The organism is Martelella sp. AD-3, from assembly GCF_001578105.1.
Taxonomy (GTDB): Bacteria; Pseudomonadota; Alphaproteobacteria; order Rhizobiales; family Rhizobiaceae; genus Martelella.
The window spans coordinates 2,706,996-2,726,420 of sequence record NZ_CP014275.1 but is presented as its reverse complement, the minus strand read 5'-3'; the positions used below and the strand labels follow the sequence as shown (position 1 = coordinate 2,726,420).

Genomic DNA, 19,425 nt, shown 5'->3' with positions numbered 1-19,425 from the left:
AGCGCTTGAACATCAAGGCATTGCCGTGAGGCCGTTTCAGCCCCGGATGGCCCCCGGATGTTGACGGCGCGTCAAAACCTTCTGGACCTCGCCTGCTCCATGTACTAGTCTTTTCACGGTTGGGACCGTGCCTCGAAGGCACATGAGAGGCAGCGGAAAATTGACGCGAGAGGACCTCTTTTTAACAAAGTGACCTCCAGAATGGCGGGATGCGACTGTCACGAACGTGTCGCAGTGAGATGGTTTATGACATCCAAGATGAACGATCCGGAACACGCGATGACCATGGAAGCGCTCGATCTTCTTCAGGCTGCCGAACGCGCCGGAGGGGCGGCTGTCAGCACGGCGCTGCTGCAGGAAGGTATCCTGGGCCGTATAGGCTCGCTTGAAACCCGCATTGCCCGCACGCCCGGCGAGATAGAGGCTGCGCAGGCGGTGCGCTACCGCGTCTTCGTCGATGAGATGCAGGCCCGCCTGCCGGCGGAGGCCATGCGCGCCAGGCGGGATTTCGATCGCTGGGACGAGATCTGCGACCATCTTCTGGTGCTCGACACCAAGCTTGACGGCGATGTCGAGGACCAGATCGTGGCGACCTACCGGCTTCTGCGCCACGAGGTGGCGATGGAGAACGGCGGGTTCTATTCCGATGGCGAATACCAGACCGACAAGCTCGTCGCACGCCATCCCGATGTCCGCTTCATGGAGCTCGGCCGCTCCTGCGTGCTGCCGGACTACCGCAGCAAGCGCACCGTCGAACTGCTCTGGCAGGGGAACTGGGCCTATGCGCTGAAGCACAATATCGGCGTCATGTTCGGTTGCGCCTCCTTCCACGGCACCAACCCGCAAGACCACGCCATGGCGCTCTCTTTCCTCCACCACAATGCCCGCGCCACGGGCGAATGGGCGGTCAACGCGCGGCCCGAACTCGCCGTCGACATGAACCTGATGAGCGCGGAGGAAGCGTCCGGACGCCGGGCGCTCACCGGCCTGCCGCCCCTGATCAAGGGCTATCTGCGCCTTGGCGCGATGGTCGGCGAGGGGGCGGTGATCGACCACGCCTTCAACACGACCGACGTGCTCGTGGTTCTGCCGATCGCCTCGATCTCCGACCGCTATATCAACTATTACGGCGCCGACGCCGGCCGATTCGCGAGCTGAATTTTTGGAGCGTGCCGCATAGCCCCCCCCCCAACAATCTCCCTCAAGGGGAGAGATTTTTTGCTGCAAGGCTTCCGCAGGAATAGACAGCCTGAAATCGGCTGAACTTTCAGCAAGTCTGCTTCCGGCCGTTCGCAACCCGCCCCGTCGCCATCACGTTTTGCCCAGCTTTCTTGCCGCCGACACTTTCGAGCCGCAAAAAATCATGACAGATGAAGAGGGCAATTCCCTTCATTTCGAGCGTGCGCCGTGGCAGACGATAATCGTATTCCGACCGAAGAACTGATTTCTGCAGAAAGCCGGGCATCGGCAACGCCGATGATGGAGCAGTATATCGAGATCAAGGCGGCCAATCCCGATCTCCTGTTGTTCTATCGCATGGGCGATTTCTACGAGCTGTTCTTCGATGACGCCGTTGAAGCGGCTCGGGCGCTGTCGATCACGCTGACAAAGCGCGGCCAGCATCTGGGCCGCGATATCCCGATGTGCGGCGTGCCGGTCCATGCGGCCGATGATTACCTCCAGAAGCTGATCGCCCTCGGCTTTCGCGTCGCCGTCTGCGAGCAGACGGAAGATCCCGCCGAGGCAAAGAAGCGCGGCGCGAAGTCCGTCGTCCGGCGCGATGTCACCCGGCTCGTCACCGCCGGCACGCTGACGGAAGAAAAACTGCTGGCCCCCGGCGAGAGCAATTTCCTGATGGCGCTGTCGCGGGTGAAGGGCGAGGGGGAGGCTGCCTACGGGCTTGCCTGGATCGACATTTCCACCGGCGTCTTCCGGCTCTGTGCCACGTCCGAAAGCCGGCTTGCCGCCGATATCATGCGGGTCGAGCCGCGCGAGCTGATCGTCTCCGACACGCTCTTTGCCGAAGAGAGGCTGCGGCCCGTCTTCGATCTTCTCGGCCGCGCCGTCGCGCCGCAGCCGGCCGTGCTTTTCGACAGCGCCACGGCGAAGGACCGGCTGTCGCGCTTCTTCGGCGTGGCGACGCTCGACGGCTTTGGCCGGTTTTCGCGGTCCGAGCTTTCGGCCGCCGCCGCCGCCGTCGCCTATGTCGAGAAAACCCAGATCAACGAGCGCCCCGCGCTCGGCATTCCCGAGCAGGACGGCGGGTCGGGATCGATGTTCATCGACCCGGCGACCCGCACCAATCTGGAACTGGTGCGCACCATGAATGGCGGGCGCGACGGCTCGCTTCTCAAGGCCATCGACCGGACCGTGACCAGCGGTGGCGCCCGATTGTTGTGCGAGCGGCTGATGTCGCCGCTGACGGACCCGGAAGACGTGCACCGACGTCTCGATTCGGTCGGCTTCTTTCTCGACGAGGTCAGCCTGTCATCCACGCTGCGCGACCACCTGAAACAATTGCCCGACATGCCGCGCGCGCTGTCGCGGCTGGCGCTCGATCGCGGCGGGCCGCGCGACCTCGGGGCGATTCTGAGGGGACTGGACGTCGCGCGCGCGATCGCGGATCTCCTGAAGCCGGCCGCGCTGCCGGAAGAGCTTTCCGGCGCGCTTGAAGCGCTTGCCGACATGCCCGGCGATCTGGAGGCCGCGCTTGCCGCAACGCTTGCCGACGAACTGCCGCTCCTGAAGCGCGACGGCGGCTTCGTGCGCGAGGGCGCCAATGAGCGGCTCGACGAGGCGCGCGGCCTGCGCGACACGTCGCGGCGGGTGATTGCGGGTCTTCAGGCGCAATATGCCGAGGAGACCGGCGTCAAGGCGCTGAAGATCAAGCACAACAACATGCTCGGCTATTTCATCGAGGTGACCAGCGGCAATTCAAGGGCGCTGACGGAGGGCGACGCGGCAAAGGCCAAATTCATCCATCGCCAGACCATGGCGAATGCGATGCGCTTCACCACCGCCGAGCTTGCCGACCTGGAAAGCCGGATCGCCAATGCTGCAGGCGAGGCGCTGGCGATCGAGCTCGAGACTTTCGAGGGACTGCGCCGGGCCGTCGTCGAGACCGCCGAGCGGCTGAAGCAGGGCGCCCATGCGCTTTCCGTGCTCGATGTTTCCGCCGGTTTCGCCCTTCTGGCCGAGGCGGAGGCCTATTGCCGGCCGATGGTTGACGACACCACGGCCTTCGAGATCAGGGGCGGACGCCATCCCGTGGTCGAACAGGCGCTCGCGCGCCAGTCGGCGGGTCCCTTTGTCGCCAATGACTGCACGCTTTCGCCCGAAAGCGGCGACAGGGGCCGGCTCTGGCTTCTGACCGGGCCGAACATGGGCGGCAAGTCGACCTTCCTGCGGCAGAACGCGCTGATCGCGATCCTTGCCCAGACCGGCGCCTATGTGCCGGCGGCAAGCGCCCATATCGGCATTGTCGACCGGCTGTTTTCCCGCGTCGGCGCGTCCGATGATCTGGCGCGCGGGCGCTCGACCTTCATGGTCGAAATGGTGGAGACGGCGGCGATCCTCAATCAGGCGGGACCGCGCTCGCTCGTTATCCTTGACGAGATCGGCCGGGGCACAGCGACCTTCGACGGTCTTTCGATCGCCTGGGCGACGGTGGAACACCTGCATGACGTGAACGGCTGCCGCGGCCTGTTCGCCACCCATTTTCACGAGCTGACCGCGCTTTCGGAAAAGCTGCCGCGTCTCGTCAATGCCACGATGCGGGTGAAGGAGTGGAAGGGCGAGGTCGTGTTCCTGCACGAGGTCGGACCGGGGGCGGCGGATCGCTCCTACGGCATTCAGGTCGCCCGTCTTGCCGGTCTTCCCTCAGCCGTCGTCAAGCGGGCGAAAAACGTGCTGGCCCGGCTCGAGGATGCCGACCGCAAGAACCCGGCGGCAAGCCTGATCGATGACCTGCCGCTCTTCCAGGCGGCAATCCGCGCGCCCGAACCCGAGGCGAAACCCTCCGAAGTCGAGACGATGCTGAACGGCCTGAGGCCCGACGACATGACCCCGCGCGAGGCGCTGGACGCGCTCTATGCGCTGAAGCGGAAAATCGAGGATGATGTTTCCCTTGAGGGGTGATTTGCTTTAAGACGACACCGGCGGCAGAAAGGCCGCAGGCACAAAGGCAAGTTCATGCAGAAATCCGCGAGCGAACAGCGCGAAAGCGCTCCAGAGCAGGCCGTCAAAAGCAGCGCGCGCAAGGCGCAGCCCGATATCCATGCGATGACGGAGGTTCTCGACCCGGCGAAACTGAATGCGGAACTGCGATCCCTTGCCAGGAAGAACAGCCGAAGCCCGGACAAGCTGCGCCAGGCGGTGCTTGCGCGGCTGAAAGAGGTCAATGCCGCGGGGCGCGCGCGCGCCTATGCGATCCTTAAGGAAAACGGCGGCGGCCTGGAATGCGCCCGCCGGATCTCTTGGCTGCAGGACCAGATTCTGATCGCGCTGCATACGCTTGTGGTCCAGTCGATCTACCCGGAGACGAGCAACGAGTTCACGATCACGGCTGTCGGCGGCTACGGGCGCGGCACGCTCGCGCCCGGTTCCGATATCGACCTTTTGTTCCTGATCAACGGCACAGACCGCGCCGAGACGCTGAAGTCGATCGAATATGTGCTCTACATGCTGTGGGACATGGGGCAGAAGGTCGGCCACGCGACCCGCAGCGTCGCCGAATGCATCAAGCTCTCCAAATCCGACATGACGATCCGCACCTCGATCCTGGAGATGCGCTATATCGTCGGCCGCAAATCGCTTGCCGATACGCTGGAGCGCCGGTTCGGCGACGAGGTGGTTGCTGGCAGTGCGCCGGAATTCATCGCCGCCAAGCTTGCCGAGCGCGACCAGCGCCACCAGAAATCCTTCGACACGCGCTATCTCGTGGTCCCCAACGTCAAGGAAGGCAAGGGCGGGCTTCGCGATCTCAACACGCTGTTCTGGATCGCGAAATATTTCTACCGGGTGCCCGAACCGACGGAGCTCGTCGACCTCGGCGTGTTGTCGCGCCAGGAGATGAAGCTCTTTCTGCGCGCCGAGGACTTTCTCTGGGCCGTGCGCTGCCACATGCATTTTCTCACCGGAAAGGCCGAGGAGCGGCTCTCCTTCGATATCCAGCGCGAGATCGCCGAGGCGCTCGACTATCAGGACCGGCCCGGCCTTTCCGCCGTCGAGCGGTTCATGAAGCACTATTTCCTCGTCGCCAAGGATGTCGGCGATCTCACCCGCATTTTCTGTTCGGACCTTGAGGAACAGCAGGCCAAGGCCGCGCCCACGCTTCCCCGGGCCGTGTGGTCGAAATTCGCCAGGCGCCAGCGCAAGATCCCGGGCTCGATCGAATTCGTCTCCGACAGCGGCCGCATCGCGCTGGCCGAGCCGGACGTGTTCAGGAAAGACCCGGTGGCCATCATCCGCTTCTTCTACGTCGCCGTCATCAACGATCTCGAGTTCCACCCCGACGCGCTGAAGGTCGTCACCCGCTCTCTGTCGCTGATCAATGCGAAGCTTCGGGAGAACGAGGAGGCGAACCGGCTGTTCCTGTCGATCCTGACCTCGCGCAACAATCCGGCGCTTTATCTGCGCCGCATGAACGAGGCGGGCGTGCTCGGACGCTTCCTGCCGGAATTCGGCCGCATCGTTTCGATGATGCAGTTCAACATGTATCACCACTTCACCGTGGACGAGCACCTGATCCGCGCCGTCGATGTGCTTTCCGAGCTCGACAATGCCGGCGGCGAGAGCGAGATGCATCCGCTGGCCGCCCGGCTGATCACCTCGGTGGAGGACCGGACGGCGCTCTACGTGGCGGTGCTGCTGCACGACGTCGCCAAGGGCCGCAAGGAGGACCACTCGATTGCGGGCGCCCGGCTGGCGCGCAAGATCTGCCCCCGGCTCGGCCTTTCCTTGAAACAGACCGAGCTTGTCGCCTGGCTGATCGAGTTCCACCTTCTGATGTCGATGACCTCGCAGACCCGCGACCTCAACGACCGCAAGACGGTGGTCGATTTCGCCGACAAGGTCCAGTCGCTCGACCGGCTCAACATGCTGCTGATCCTGACGGTCTGCGATATCCGCGCCGTCGGGCCGGATGTGTGGAACGGCTGGAAGGGCCAGCTTCTGCGCACGCTCTATTACGAGACCGAAATCCTGCTTTCCGGCGGTTTCTCCGCCGTTTCCCGCAAGGCCCGCACGGAGCACGCGATCGACGAGCTCGACAATGCGCTCGAGGGCTGGGGCGACAATGAGCGGCACAAATACGCCAATCTGCACTATCAGAACTACATGCTCTCCGTGCCCTTGGAAGACCAGGTGCGCCATGCCCGCTTCATCCGCGATGCGGACAAGGAGCGTCGGCTCTTTGCCACCATGGTGCGCACCAACGCCTTCCACGACATCACCGAGTTTACGCTTCTTGCGCCCGACCATCCGCGCCTCCTGTCGATCATTGCCGGCGCCTGCGCCGCGACCGGCGCGAATATCGCCGACGCGCAGATATTCACCACGGCGGACGGGCGCGCGCTCGACACGATCCTGCTCAACCGCGCCTTTGACGACGATGCGGATGAACTCCGCCGCGCCAAAACGATCGGCAAGCTGATCGAGGATGTGCTGACCGGGCGCAAGCACCTGAACGACCTGATTGCCGCGCGCACGCGCGAGCGCCGCACGGTGCGCGCGTTCTCTGTGCCGACGCATGTCTCGGTCACCAACAAGCTCTCCAACATCTTCACCGTGATCGAGATCGAGTGTCTGGACCGCACCGGCCTGCTTGCCGACGTCACCCAGACGCTTTCCGAACTCTCGCTCGATATCCAGACGGCCCGCATCACGACCTTCGGCGAAAAGGTGATCGACAGCTTCTACGTGACCGATCTCGTCGGCGCCAAGATCACCAACGAGAACCGTCAGGCGGCGATCGTCGAACGGATGAAGGCCGTGCTGGAAGACAAGGGCGATGCCTATCGCAAGGGCATGCCGCAGGGCATGCTGCTGCCGGCGGAAAACGGCCAGGACACGCCGCGAAAAGAGGACGGAACCGAAGCATGAGCCTCGTCGGCAAGTTCGCCACGGTCGGCGGCGCCACGTTCGCAAGCCGGCTGCTCGGCTTTGCCCGCGAGACGATGATGGCGGCCGCCCTTGGCAATGGCGCCATGGCCGACGTGTTCTACGCCGCCTTCCGCTTTCCGAATCTTTTCCGCCGGCTTTTCGCCGAAGGCGCCTTCAACGCCGCCTTCGTGCCGCTGTTTTCCAAGGAGATCGAGGAAAACGGCCCGGACGGCGCCAAGCGTTTTGCCGAGCAGGTCTTCGGCGTCCTGTTTTCCTTTCTCTTCGTCATCACCGTGGCGATGGAACTGGCGATGCCGCTTCTGGTGCGCTTCATCATCGCGCCGGGCTTTGCCGATGACGTCGAGAAATTCGAAATGACCGTGCGTCTTGCCTCGGTCATGTTCCCCTATCTCATCTGCATGTCGCTGATGGCGATGATGAGCGGCATGCTGAACTCGCTGCATCGCTATTTCGCCGCCGCCATCGCGCCGGTCTTCCTCAATGTCGTGCTGATCGGGGTTCTGGCCTATGGCGTCTATGCGGGCGCTGATCCGGAACACATGGCGCGCAATCTCTCCTGGGGCGTGCTCGGCGCGGGCATCATCCAGCTCGGCGTCGTCTATATCGACGTTCGCCGCGCCGGCATGCGCCTCACCTTCCGCCTGCCGAAGATCACGCCGAAAATCCGCCGTCTTGTCGCCCTCGCCGTGCCTGCGGCGGTCACGGGCGGTGTCATCCAGATCAACCAGATCATCGGCCAGGCGGTCGCTTCCGGCAAGGACGGGGCGATCTCGGCGCTGCAATATGCCGACCGGCTCTACCAGTTGCCGCTCGGCGTCGTCGGCGTTGCCGGCGGCGTCGTGCTGCTGCCGGAACTGTCGCGCGCGCTGAAAGCCGGCAACGCTTCCGAAGCCTCGCATATCCAGAACCGGACGATCGAATTCGTGCTGTTCCTGACGGTTCCGGCGGCCTTCGGGCTGATGGTGATTTCGCCGGAGATTACCCGCGTCCTTTACGAGCGCGGCGCCTTCGGGCCGGAGACGACGGCGCTGGTGGCGGCGATCATGACGGTCTATGCCTTCGGGCTGCCGGCCTTTGCGCTGACCAAGGCGCTGCAGCCCGCATTTTACGCGCGCGAGAATACCAGGCTGCCGATGCGTTTCACGATCGTGGCCGTGGTGATCAATTCGATCCTGGCGATCTCGCTGTTTCCGATTCTCGCCGAACGCGGCATCGCGCTTGCGGAGGTCGTCTCGGGCTGGACCAATGTTCTGCTGCTGGCGACGACTCTCGTCATCACCGGTCATCTGCGCTTCGACAGGCTGCTCATGAAGCGCGGGCCGCTGATCATCGCAAGCGCCATCGCCATGGCTTTTTCCGTGCGGCTGGCGGCGGGGCGGATGTCCCACTGGTTTGCGCCGGAGGCGGCCTTCCTGCAGCAGCTTGGCGGGCTTTTGATCCTGCTGGGCCTGGCCGCGATCGTCTATTTCGGCCTGGTTCTGGCCACCGGCGGCGTCAATCGCGCGCTGCTCGGGCGTCTGGTGAAGCGCGGCCGCAAAGGATAGGGCGCATGCCCGTTTGACCTGCAGCCGCCTGCGGTGCATAAGCGCTATCGAAATTCAACCGACCGGGCCTTCCACCCGTCCGAAAGAGACCATGACATGAGCGAATTCAAGCCGCAAATCTTCTCCGGCGTGCAGCCGACCGGCAATCTTCATCTCGGCAATTATCTCGGCGCATTGCGCAAATTCGTCGCCCTGCAGGACCAGATGGATTGCATCTACTGCGTCGTCGACCTGCATTCGATCACCGCGCAGCTCGTCCATGATGACCTGAAGAGCCAGACGCGTTCGATCACGGCGGCCTATCTCGCCTCCGGCATCGATCCGGTGAAGCATATCGTCTTCAACCAGTCCGCCGTGCCGCAGCACGCGGAACTGGCCTGGATCTTCAACTGTGTCGCCCGCATCGGCTGGATGAACCGGATGACCCAGTTCAAGGACAAGGCCGGCAAGGACCGCGAGAACGCCTCGCTCGGCCTTCTGGCCTATCCGAGCCTGATGGCGGCCGACATTCTCGTCTACCGCGCCACCCATGTTCCGGTCGGCGACGACCAGAAGCAGCATCTGGAACTGACCCGCGATATCGCCATGAAGTTCAATCTTGATTTTGCCAAGAAGATCAAGGAGATCGGCAGCGGAGTTGACATCACCGTCGGCGACCAGCCGGTCCATGCCTTCTTCCCCATGGTCGAGCCGCTGATCGAGGGACCGGCGCCGCGCGTGATGAGCCTCAAGGACGGTTCGAAGAAGATGTCGAAGTCGGATCCCTCCGACCTTTCGCGCATCAACCTCACTGATGACGCCGACACCGTCGCCCGCAAGATCCGCAAGGCCAAGACCGACCCGGATGCGCTGCCGAGCGAGGTCGAGGGGCTGAAGGGGCGTCCCGAGGCTGACAATCTCGTCGGCATCTTTGCTGCGCTCTCTGATCGCACCAAGGCCGATGTGCTGACCGAGTATGGCGGGCAGCAATTCTCGCAGTTCAAGCCGGCACTGGCCGAGCTTGCGGTCAATGTCCTGTCTCCGGTCAATGCCGAGATGCGCCGCCTGATCGACGATCCGGCCCATATCGACGCCGTTCTGAAGGACGGTTCGGAGCGGGCAGGGGCGATTGCCGAGAGGACGATGAAGGACGTGCACGAGATCGTCGGCCTGCTCTGACGCTTGCTTTTTGGGCATCTGTGTTATGATGGCGCGTTCGGGCCGCGGACCGGACGCCGCCTGCGAGCGCGGATATCCGCCTGGCCCGGCTCTCCCTGCCGGATGTGAAAGACGGTTTACGGCCGGAAAAACGGAGTTTCTCAAACATGGTTTCCAAACGACTTTCCGGCGAGGCCGGACATCGCCGCAAATTCATGGCCATTGTCGACGATACGCCGGAATGCAGCCGCGCGGTGCGCTATGCGGGCCGGCGCGCGAAGAATTCCAATGGCGGGCTCGTGCTCTGCTATGTGATCCCCGAACACGAGGTCCAGCAATGGATCGGCGTGCAGGAATTCATGCGGGCCGAGGCCCGCGAGGAGGCCGAGGCGATCGTCAACAAGGCGGCCGAGGCGGTGCGCGAGGCGATCGGCGTCGAACCGGAAATCGTCATCCGCGAAGGCGACCGTTCCGTCGAGATCAACGCCGTTGTCGAGGACGACCGGGATATCGCCATTCTGGTTCTCGCCGCGGGCTCCGCCAAGGACGGGCCGGGGCCGCTGGTATCGCTGCTCGCCGGCCGCGGCAAGGCCTTTACCATTCCCGTCACCGTCCTGCCCGACGGGCTGGAGGACGCCGATATCGACGCGCTGTGCTGATGCCCTTGCGGACGAGGCGCAAAGCGCCGATATAAGGGAAAAGCCGCCCAGACGACAAGATTTGGAGATGAAGATGTTCATCCAGACCGAGACCACGCCGAACCCGGCGACCCTGAAATTCCTGCCCGGCAAGGTGGTTATGGAAAGCGGCAATGCGGATTTCCGCTCGGCCGATGATGCGATCGTTTCGCCGCTGGCGACCCGCCTCTTCGCCGTGCCCGGCGTTGAAGGGGTGATGTTCGGCTATGATTTCGTGGCCGTGACCAAGGGCGATCCCGAATGGCAGCACCTGAAGCCGGCGATTCTCGGCGCGATCATGGAGCATTTCATGTCCGGCGCGCCGGTCATGGCCGGTGAGGCTCCACAGGTGGAAGATGACAGCGGCGAGGAATTCTTCGACGCTGGCGACGAGACCATCGTCGCCACCATCAAGGAACTGCTCGACACCCGCGTCCGCCCGGCCGTTGCCCAGGATGGCGGCGACATCACCTTCCGTGGCTATCGCGAGGGCACGGTGTTCCTCAACATGCGCGGCGCCTGCTCGGGCTGCCCCTCCTCGACGGCGACGCTGAAACACGGCGTCCAGAACCTCCTGCATCACTTCGTCCCCGAAGTGGAGCATGTCGAGGCCGTCTGAAAACCGTGGCGATACGGTTCTGAAAGGTCCGCAATGCTGATACTGGCGCTCGATACGGCGCAGGCCGATTGTGCGGCCTGCCTTTTCGATACGACAAGCGATGTCGTGCTTGCCCGCACGGTCGAGACGATCGGCAAGGGCCATGCCGAACGGCTTATGGCCGTGATCGACGAGACGCTGCAGCATGCGGGAAGGGCACCAGCCGGTTTCGACCGGATTGCGGTCAATGTCGGGCCGGGGTCGTTCACCGGCGTGAGGGTCGGCGTCTCGACCGCCCGCGCGCTGGCGCTGGCGACAAAGACGGAATGCGTCGGGGTTTCATCGCTTTCCGCACTTGGCTTCCAGGCGCGGAAACTGTCGAAGGGCCGCGTGATGGCGACCATCGACGCGCGCCGGGGCGAGGCCTATGCTCAGGTCTTCGGCGCCGACGGCGCAGCGCTCACCGAGCCGTCCGCCTGTGCCTATGATGCGCTGGATGGCCTGATGCGTCGTCACGATGCCCTTGCCTTCGGCACCGGAGCAAGCGTTGCCGGGCTGGAGGTCGCAGGCGACGTGACCCACATAGAGATCGAGACCATCGCACGGCTTGGCGCCGTTTTCCGGCCGCAAGGGCCGGTGAGCCCGCTTTATCTGCGCGCGCCGGACGCCAGGCCGCAGGCGGGATACGCCGTCGCCCGCCGCTGACTGTTCCGGATCTGCCATGCTTCCCTTTTTCAGACGATCGCCGGAGATAGAGCTGTTTCCCCTGGGTGACGAACATCTGGGGCTGGCTGCCGATCTTCACCGCCAGCGCTTCTCCCATGCCTGGAGTGCCGGGGAGTTGCGCAAGCTCCTGGGTCAGGCGCCGGTCTTCGGTCATATCGCGCGGCATGTGAACCGCATCGTCAGCCCGCCCGCAGCCGGTTTCGTGCTGGCGCGCAGCGTTGAGGAGGAGGCGGAGATCCTGACGATTTGCGTCGGTCCCGATTATGCCCGCAACGGGGTCGGCTGGCGGCTGATGGTGGCGGCCATGCAGGAAGCGCGCATGCGCGGCGCGGCCTATATGCTGCTCGAGGTGGATGCCCAGAACCAGGCTGCCATCGGGCTTTATCGCAAGCTCGGCTTCCATGAGGTCGGTCGCCGCAAGGCCTATTACGCGCACGACGACGGAAGCCGCTCGACCGCGCTTGTCATGCGCCGCGATCTCGGCTAACCCCGAACGTCACGACGTTATTCGGGGAGGTTAGGGCGATGATCTGGCTGCGCTATGCATATGTGGCGCTTGCCCTGTCTCTCGCGACCGTCATCCTTTCGCCGCTGCAGATTATCGCGCTGTGGCGCGGCTGGAAACTCGCCCGAAAGATGCCGCGCTACTGGCACATGGTGGCCTGTTTCGTGCTCGGCATCCGCATTCATGTCCACGGCGAAATCGAGGCGCGGCGGCCGCTGATGCTGTCGGCAAACCATACGAGCTGGCTCGACATCATCGTCCTCGGCCGCGTTGCCGATGTCGCCTTCATCGCCAAGTCGGAAGTGCGGTCCTGGCCGATCTTCGGCCTGTTCGCCCGGCTGCAGAACTCCGTCTTCATCGAGCGCGCCGACAGGCGCGGGACCGGTCGGCAGGTCAATTCGATCGCCGAGCGCATGGCCGCCGGCGAGATCATCATCCTGTTTCCGGAAGGCACGACGTCTGACGGCAACCGGCTGCTGCCGCTCAAATACTCGCTTTTCGGCGCGGCCTCGAGCGCGGTGCCCTATTCGCCGGACGGCACGGTTCACGTCCAGCCGGTGGCTGTCGCCTATACCGGCATCCAGGGCATGCCGATGGGCCGGTTCATGCGCCCCGTCGTCGCCTGGCCGGGCGATGTCGCCATGCTGCCCTCGCTTGCCGGCGTCATCAGGGCCCGGGCGCTCGACGTCGACGTCTGTTTCGGCGAAAGCGTGACCTTTACGGCGTACACGAAGCGCAAGGACGCGGCGGCGGAGGTGGAGCGCCGCATGCGCGCGCTTCTCGCCGATCGCCTGAGCGGGCGGTGAAGCCCGCCGGCAAAAGCCCTTCCGGGTCACGTATTTTTTCATTTTCTCAAAGGCCAAACCGCGTTAAAAGGCCCGCCATGACACAGGAAACGACGACAGTGACCCGGCAGGACGCCACCAACCAGCGCAAGGTTTTCATCAAGACCTATGGCTGTCAGATGAATGTCTATGACAGCGAACGCATGGGCGAGGCGCTGGCCGCCGACGGCTACCAGCCGACCGAGGTTATCGAGGACGCCGATCTGATCCTGCTCAACACGTGCCATATCCGCGAAAAGGCGGCGGAAAAGGTCTATTCCGCGCTCGGCCGCTACCGCGACCTGAAGACCGCCCGCGCCCGCGAGGGCCGCGAGACGCTGATCGGCGTTGCCGGCTGCGTCGCCCAGGCGGAAGGCGAGGAAATCCTGCGCCGCGCGCCGGACGTCAGCGTCGTCATCGGCCCGCAAACCTATCACCGTCTGCCGGAGGCGCTGCGCCGCGCCAAGACCGGCGAGCGCGTGGTCGATACGGAATATGCGGTCGAGGACAAGTTCGACTACCTGCCGAAGAAGGAACGCGGCGTTCGCCCGAAGAATGTCTCGGCCTTTCTGACGGTGCAGGAAGGCTGCGACAAGTTCTGCACCTTCTGCGTGGTGCCCTATACGCGCGGCGCGGAAATCTCGCGCTCGCGCCAGCAGATCGTGGACGAGGCGAAGCGCCTTGCCGAGAACGGCGTGCGCGAGATCACGCTTCTCGGCCAGAACGTCAATGCCTGGCATGGCGAGGGACCGGACGGCGCCGAATGGGGGCTCGGCGAATTGCTGTTCGACCTCGCGAGCGTCGATGGCATCGACCGGTTGCGCTACACCACCAGCCATCCGCGCGACATGGACGAGACGCTGATGGCCGCGCACCGGGAACTGCCGGAGCTGATGCCCTATCTGCATCTTCCCGTTCAGGCCGGCGCCGACCGTATCCTGAAGGCGATGAACCGCCGTCACACCGCTGCCGAATATCTGGCGCTGATCGAGCGCATCCGCGCGGCGCGGCCCGATATCGCCATGTCGGGCGACTTCATCGTCGGCTTTCCCGGCGAGACGGAGGAGGATTTCCAGGCGACGCTCGATCTCGTCGAAAAGGTGCGTTACGCGCAGGCCTTCTCGTTCAAATATTCGCCGCGCCCCGGCACGCCGGGCGCCGAGCTTGGCGATCAGGTTCCCGAGGCCGAAAAGGCCGACCGGCTGCAGCGTCTGCAGGCGCTCCTCGCGCGCCACCAGCTCGAATTCGCGCAGTCGCGGATCGGCATGGAGATGGACATTCTTCTGGAAAAGCCCGGTCGCAATCCCGGCCAGCTCGTCGGCCGTTCGCCCTGGCTGCAATCGGTCGTTATCGATGCCGGCGACGCCGTGGTCGGCGACATGGTTCGGGTCCGGATAGCGGACGCCTCCGCCAACAGCCTGGCGGCGGTTCGCCTCGATTGAGGCGCGGGCCGCGATCTGTGACGTCGCCGTGAAATCTTGAGCCTTGCCTGAAATTTGCTTCACAAAGCGCAGATTCGCGTTTAGCCTTTCTTCATGAAGAGAGATTGGCGAACAAAGACTCACATTTCTGCCGCTTTGCCTCTGTCGTTGACTGAACGATTTCCTATGTATCGCACCAGAGACGCTGCGCATGCCGGGTCAGACACCGGCAGGCGATGTCATTTTCTTTTTCCAGGGAGCCGGACCGCTTGAACGCTACTGAAATGGTTGCAAAGCATGAAATCCAGGCAGGGCCGACCGCCGAGGCCAGCCATTTTGTCCTGACCTTCGAGAACAACCGCCACGCCAGCGAATTGTTCGGCCAGTTCGACGAGCACCTGAAATTGCTGGAGAAGCAGCTTTCCGTCACGGCTGTCGCGCGCGGCAATTCGGTTTCGCTTTCCGGCTCGACGCTGGCCACGCATCAGGCGCGTCGGGCGCTCGACTATCTCTACGACCAGCTTCAGAAAGGGTCATCCTTGGAAAAATCCGATGTCGAGGGGGCGATCCGCATGGCGCAGGCCGCAGACGACCAGTTGACCCTGCCGACGCTGGAGCGCAAGGCGCGGCTTTCCATGTCGCAGATTTCGACGCGCAAGAAGTCGATCGCCGCCAGAACGCCGGCGCAGGATGCCTATATCCGCGCAATGGAGCGCAATGAGCTGGTGTTCGGGGTCGGCCCGGCGGGCACCGGCAAGACCTATCTGGCCGTTGCCCACGCCGCGCAGCTTCTGGAACGCGGCGCGATCGAGAAGATCATCCTGTCGCGCCCGGCCGTGGAAGCGGGCGAGCGGCTCGGCTTCCTGCCCGGCGACATGAAGGAGAAGGTCGATCCCTATCTCAGGCCGCTTTATGACGCGCTCTACGACATGATCCCCGGCGAGCGGGTGGAACGGGCGATGACGGCGGGCGTGATCGAGATTGCGCCGCTGGCCTTCATGCGCGGGCGCACGCTCACCAATGCGGCGGTCATTCTCGATGAGGCGCAGAACACGACGTCGATGCAGATGAAGATGTTCCTGACGCGGCTTGGCGAGAATTCGCGCATGGTCGTCACCGGCGATCCGAGCCAGGTCGACCTGCCGCGCGGCGTCAAGTCCGGCCTCGTCGAGGCGCTTTCGGTGCTTGACGGGGTGGAAGGCGTGTCGACCAACAGGTTTACCGACAAGGACGTCGTTCGCCACCCGCTCGTCGCCCGCATCGTCGCGGCCTATGAGGGGCGTCTCGTGCCGTCTGCCGCCGGCGGAAAAGACGACTGACCATGCCGGAGTTCGACTATCAGGTCAGCCGCGAAGCCGGCGGCTGGCCCGAGGAGGAAGCGCTTGCGGCGATCGTCGCCCGCGTTATCGGGGCGGCGTCCGCCTATCTTTCGGAACGCGAAGGGCAGCCCTTTCCGGATAGCCCTGCTGAACTGTCGCTGGTCTTTGCCGATGACGCGACGATCCGGGAGATCAACGCGGAATGGCGCAACAAGGACAGCGCCACGAATGTGCTCTCCTTTCCGGCCTTTCCGGTGACCCCCGGCGAGATGCCGGGGCCGATGCTCGGCGATATCGTGATTGCCCATGAGACGGTGGCGCGCGAGGCCGAAACGCTCGACAAGAGCTTCGACGATCATCTCACCCATCTTCTGGTGCATGGATTTCTGCATCTTTTGGGGTATGATCACATGGAAAACGAAGAGGCGGAGGTCATGGAGGGGCTCGAGACTCGCATTCTTGCCACACTTGACCTATCTGATCCCTATCAGGGCAGCGACCCTCTCTAACGCCCAAGGAACGATGAACCAGCAACAGATCGCGCCGCTTTCAGAAAGCGGTCAGGATGCCGAAGACGGATCCTCGCCAGACGAGCCTAACAGTCCGGTTTCGGACAAGAGCACTCACAAACACACAGGCTCGCCGCTGCGGGGGCTTCTGCTGCGCTTCCGGCGCAACGGAAATGCGGTCTCGCGACTGCGCGAGGACCTTGAGGACGCGCTTTCGACGGAAAGCGCCGGCGACAGCGACTTCTCGCCCGAAGAACGGGCCATGCTCAATAACATTCTCAGCTTCCGCGAGGTCCGGGTCGAGGACGTGATGGTGCCGCGCGCCGATATCGACGCGGTGGAGCAGAGCACGACGATCGGCGACCTTTTGCTGATCTTCGAGAATTGCGGCCACTCGCGCATGCCGGTGTTCTGCGAGACGCTGGATGACCCGCGCGGCATGGTGCATATCCGCGACCTGCTGGCCTATCTGTCCAAGCAGGCGCGCGGGCGTCGGCGCGCGCGCGCGGCCAATGCGCGCGACGCCTCGAAAACGGGCGTAGCCAAGGGCGGAGAGGTCAAACCCGCCGAACGCCAGCCGCGCCCGGCGCAAAACCCGCTCGACCTCGGCAAGGTCAATCTCGACAAGACGGTGGCCGAGGCCGGCATCATCCGTCCGGTTCTGTTCGTGCCGCCCTCCATGCTCGCCTCCGACCTTCTGCAGCGCATGCAGGCGGGGCGCACGCAGATGGCGCTGGTCATCGATGAATATGGCGGGACCGACGGGCTCGTCTCCCACGAGGACATCGTGGAGATGGTGATCGGCGAGATCGACGACGAGCATGACAGCGAGGAGGCGATGTTCACGCGCGTCTCCGAGGACGTGTTCCTGGCGGATGCCCGCGTCGAGCTCGAGGATATCGCCGAGGCCATCGGTCCGGATTTCGAGATCGGCGAGCATGCCGAGGACGTCGACACGCTCGGCGGCCTGATCTTCTCCGCCATCGGTAGGATCCCGGCGCGCGGCGAGGTGATCCAGGCGCTCCCCGGTTTCGAGGTGCATATTCTCGATGCCGATCCGCGCCGCATCCGTCGGGTCCGGATCCTGCGCAAGCGCGGCCCCGCCCGCCGCCGCTCGGCGGCTCAGGCCCGCACTGGCCTTCCCGTACAGGACGAACCGCGCGGAACGGAACAGGGCGAGCAGGCGGCCTCCAACCTTGCGGATGAGTATACCGAGACCGCAGACCGGGACTAGCGCATCGGCCCGACAATCGGAATCGGTCTTCGGAAAGCACGATGCGTCGAACCAATTGCCTGGAGCGTCCTTTGTGCGTCCAAATGGACGCGCGGCGCTCTGGCGCTGCCATACGCAAACAGGGTGGAAGCCTATCTTGAAGCCGGCGTGTTTTTTACGGGAACTCGGTCCCTGGCGCCGGCGACTGGCGCTCTTTGCCTGTGGCGCTGTTTCGACCTTCGCGCTGGCGCCTTTCGGTGTGATGCCCGTCATGTTCATCACCATGCCCGCCCTGGTGTGGCTGATGGACGGGGCGCTGTTGGAAAAACGCGGCCGTGCGCGCATGGTTTCCGGCTTTGCAGCGCTCTGGTGGTTCGGCTTCGGCTATTTCGTTTTTGGCCTCTGGTGGCTCGGCGTCGCCCTTTTGAAGGATGCCGGGCTCTATGCCTGGGCGCTTCCCCTGGCCGTTCTCGGCTTTCCGGCCATGCTTGCGCTGTTTTACGGGCTCGCCGGCGCGCTTGCGGCGCTCGTCTGGCGGCCGGGTCCCTCGCGCCTTGTGGCTCTCGCAGTCGCCATGATTGTGGCCGAATGGCTGCGCGGCCACGTGGCGACCGGCTTCCCCTGGAACGCGATTGCCTATACCGCCATGCCGACGCCGCTCTTCATGCAGTCGATCCGGCTGACAGGGCTTTACGTCATGGGCGGTCTTGCCGTCTTCGTCTTCGCGAGCCCGGCGCTGCTTTCCGATCGACGGGGGCGGCGCGCCGGGCTTGTCGCGGCGATCCTTCTGGTTGCAGCCGATCTCGGTTATGGCTATCACCGGCTCAATGCCGCCGGTCCGAGCGCCGGCAGGGTCGTCAATTTCCGCCTCGTCCAGCCGGCGATCGGCGATGCCGCGTGGCGTTCGCCGGAAGGCCGGGCGGAGATCTTTGCCCGCCTGATCGCGCTTTCGAGCGCGCCGGGCGAGCCGGGAGCGGCGGAGCCGGACGTGATTGTCTGGCCGGAAAGCACGCTGCCCTTTCTGCTCGAGGAGCGGCCTGACGCGCGCACGGCCATCGGTGAATTGCTGCGACCCGGACAGACGCTGATCCTCGGCGCGGCCCGCTTTGCCGGGCGAAAGCCCGATGGTTGGCCGGAATTCTACAACGCCATCTATGTGCTCGATGATGCCGGCCGGACGGTGTCGGTGGCCGGCAAGACGCATCTGGTGCCCTTTGGCGAGTATCTGCCCTTTGAGGATTTCTTTCGCGCGATCGGTCTGCAGGCGCTGACCACGCTGCCCGGCAGCTATGTGCCGGCGGAAAACCGGCAGATGCTGCTTTTGCCGGACGGCCTGACGCTTTTCCCGCTGGTCTGCTACGAAGCGATTTTTCCGCGTCTGGTCGACGGCAAGACCGGTGAGGCGGCGGCCCTCTTGAACCTGACCTACGACGCCTGGTTCGGACGCACGCCGGGACCATACCAGCATTTCGCGCAGGCCCGTCTTCGTGCGGTGGAGACCGGAAAAACGCTGATTCGGGCCGGCGAAAATGGTGTTACCGCTGTCATTGATTCGCGCGGAAACGTCGTGCGACGGCTGCCTTTTGACGAACCCGGAATTCTGGACGTGCCGGTTTTGCTTCCTTAGGTTGCGATGGGTGTGTTAAGGTGGAAAACTAAATCCTAGCGTGTGACAACAATCGCTTCATTAGGAGCCATTTATTCATCCCATGGTTTTATATTTGGCGCAGAATTGACCGCAATACCCCAAAATTGCATAGTGAAACCGCTTGGTTTTCAACTAGGGCTTTTTGTTGCCCCACTCTGATGGTTGTGTTGATGCCATCAGGC

At 63.9% G+C, this 19,425-nt stretch carries 15 protein-coding genes; all 15 read left to right on the top strand.

Annotation, left to right across the window (positions count from 1 at the left end):
* Positions 1-285 precede the first annotated feature (285 nt).
* The 15 genes from AZF01_RS12700 to lnt all read left to right on the top strand — a co-directional run bounded on the left by AZF01_RS12700 (position 286) and on the right by lnt (position 19,222).
* Positions 286-1,158: a GNAT family N-acetyltransferase gene (locus tag AZF01_RS12700; protein ID WP_024708285.1), complete on the top strand. Its 873-nt coding sequence runs from the start codon at positions 286-288 to the stop codon at positions 1,156-1,158.
* Positions 1,159-1,407: 249 nt separating this feature from the next.
* Positions 1,408-4,137 (top strand): DNA mismatch repair protein MutS, encoded by a 2,730-nt coding sequence (mutS, locus tag AZF01_RS12690; protein WP_244435558.1) that lies wholly within the window; start codon positions 1,408-1,410, stop codon positions 4,135-4,137.
* A gap of 54 nt (positions 4,138-4,191) precedes the next feature.
* The gene (locus AZF01_RS12685) at positions 4,192-7,101 is read left to right on the top strand and encodes a [protein-PII] uridylyltransferase (protein WP_024708288.1); all 2,910 of its coding nucleotides are present in this window, start codon (positions 4,192-4,194) and stop codon (positions 7,099-7,101) included.
* Positions 7,098-8,666: a murein biosynthesis integral membrane protein MurJ gene (gene murJ / locus AZF01_RS12680; protein ID WP_024708289.1), complete on the top strand. Its 1,569-nt coding sequence runs from the start codon at positions 7,098-7,100 to the stop codon at positions 8,664-8,666. Before AZF01_RS12685 ends, murJ begins: the two co-directional genes overlap by 4 nt.
* 96 nt (positions 8,667-8,762) lie before the next feature.
* Entirely contained in the window at positions 8,763-9,824 is a 1,062-nt protein-coding gene (trpS, locus tag AZF01_RS12675; protein ID WP_024708290.1) for a tryptophan--tRNA ligase, read from the top strand.
* Between the two features lie 146 nt (positions 9,825-9,970).
* The gene (locus tag AZF01_RS12670; protein WP_024708291.1) at positions 9,971-10,462 is read left to right on the top strand and encodes a universal stress protein; all 492 of its coding nucleotides are present in this window, start codon (positions 9,971-9,973) and stop codon (positions 10,460-10,462) included.
* Between the two features lie 73 nt (positions 10,463-10,535).
* A complete protein-coding gene (locus AZF01_RS12665) occupies positions 10,536-11,099 on the top strand; it encodes a NifU family protein (protein ID WP_024708292.1) in 564 nt (187 codons plus the stop codon).
* A 33-nt stretch (positions 11,100-11,132) separates the two neighbouring features.
* Entirely contained in the window at positions 11,133-11,783 is a 651-nt protein-coding gene (gene tsaB, locus AZF01_RS12660; protein ID WP_024708293.1) for a tRNA (adenosine(37)-N6)-threonylcarbamoyltransferase complex dimerization subunit type 1 TsaB, read from the top strand.
* A gap of 16 nt (positions 11,784-11,799) precedes the next feature.
* The gene (locus AZF01_RS12655) at positions 11,800-12,291 is read left to right on the top strand and encodes a GNAT family N-acetyltransferase (RefSeq protein WP_024708294.1); all 492 of its coding nucleotides are present in this window, start codon (positions 11,800-11,802) and stop codon (positions 12,289-12,291) included.
* A 38-nt stretch (positions 12,292-12,329) separates the two neighbouring features.
* Positions 12,330-13,115 (top strand): 1-acyl-sn-glycerol-3-phosphate acyltransferase, encoded by a 786-nt coding sequence (locus AZF01_RS12650; RefSeq protein WP_024708295.1) that lies wholly within the window; start codon positions 12,330-12,332, stop codon positions 13,113-13,115.
* A 77-nt stretch (positions 13,116-13,192) separates the two neighbouring features.
* Complete coding sequence (gene miaB / locus AZF01_RS12645) at positions 13,193-14,575, top strand: tRNA (N6-isopentenyl adenosine(37)-C2)-methylthiotransferase MiaB (RefSeq protein WP_024708296.1); 1,383 nt, start codon at positions 13,193-13,195, stop codon at positions 14,573-14,575.
* A 263-nt stretch (positions 14,576-14,838) separates the two neighbouring features.
* The gene (locus tag AZF01_RS12640) at positions 14,839-15,873 is read left to right on the top strand and encodes a PhoH family protein (RefSeq protein WP_161633033.1); all 1,035 of its coding nucleotides are present in this window, start codon (positions 14,839-14,841) and stop codon (positions 15,871-15,873) included.
* A 2-nt stretch (positions 15,874-15,875) separates the two neighbouring features.
* Entirely contained in the window at positions 15,876-16,382 is a 507-nt protein-coding gene (gene ybeY / locus AZF01_RS12635; RefSeq protein ID WP_024708298.1) for an rRNA maturation RNase YbeY, read from the top strand.
* 13 nt (positions 16,383-16,395) lie between these two features.
* Entirely contained in the window at positions 16,396-17,616 is a 1,221-nt protein-coding gene (locus AZF01_RS12630; RefSeq protein WP_024708299.1) for a hemolysin family protein, read from the top strand.
* A complete protein-coding gene (lnt, locus tag AZF01_RS12625; RefSeq protein ID WP_081725779.1) occupies positions 17,585-19,222 on the top strand; it encodes an apolipoprotein N-acyltransferase in 1,638 nt (545 codons plus the stop codon). The genes AZF01_RS12630 and lnt overlap by 32 nt, the downstream gene beginning before the upstream one ends.
* The last annotated feature ends 203 nt before the right edge of the window (positions 19,223-19,425 follow it).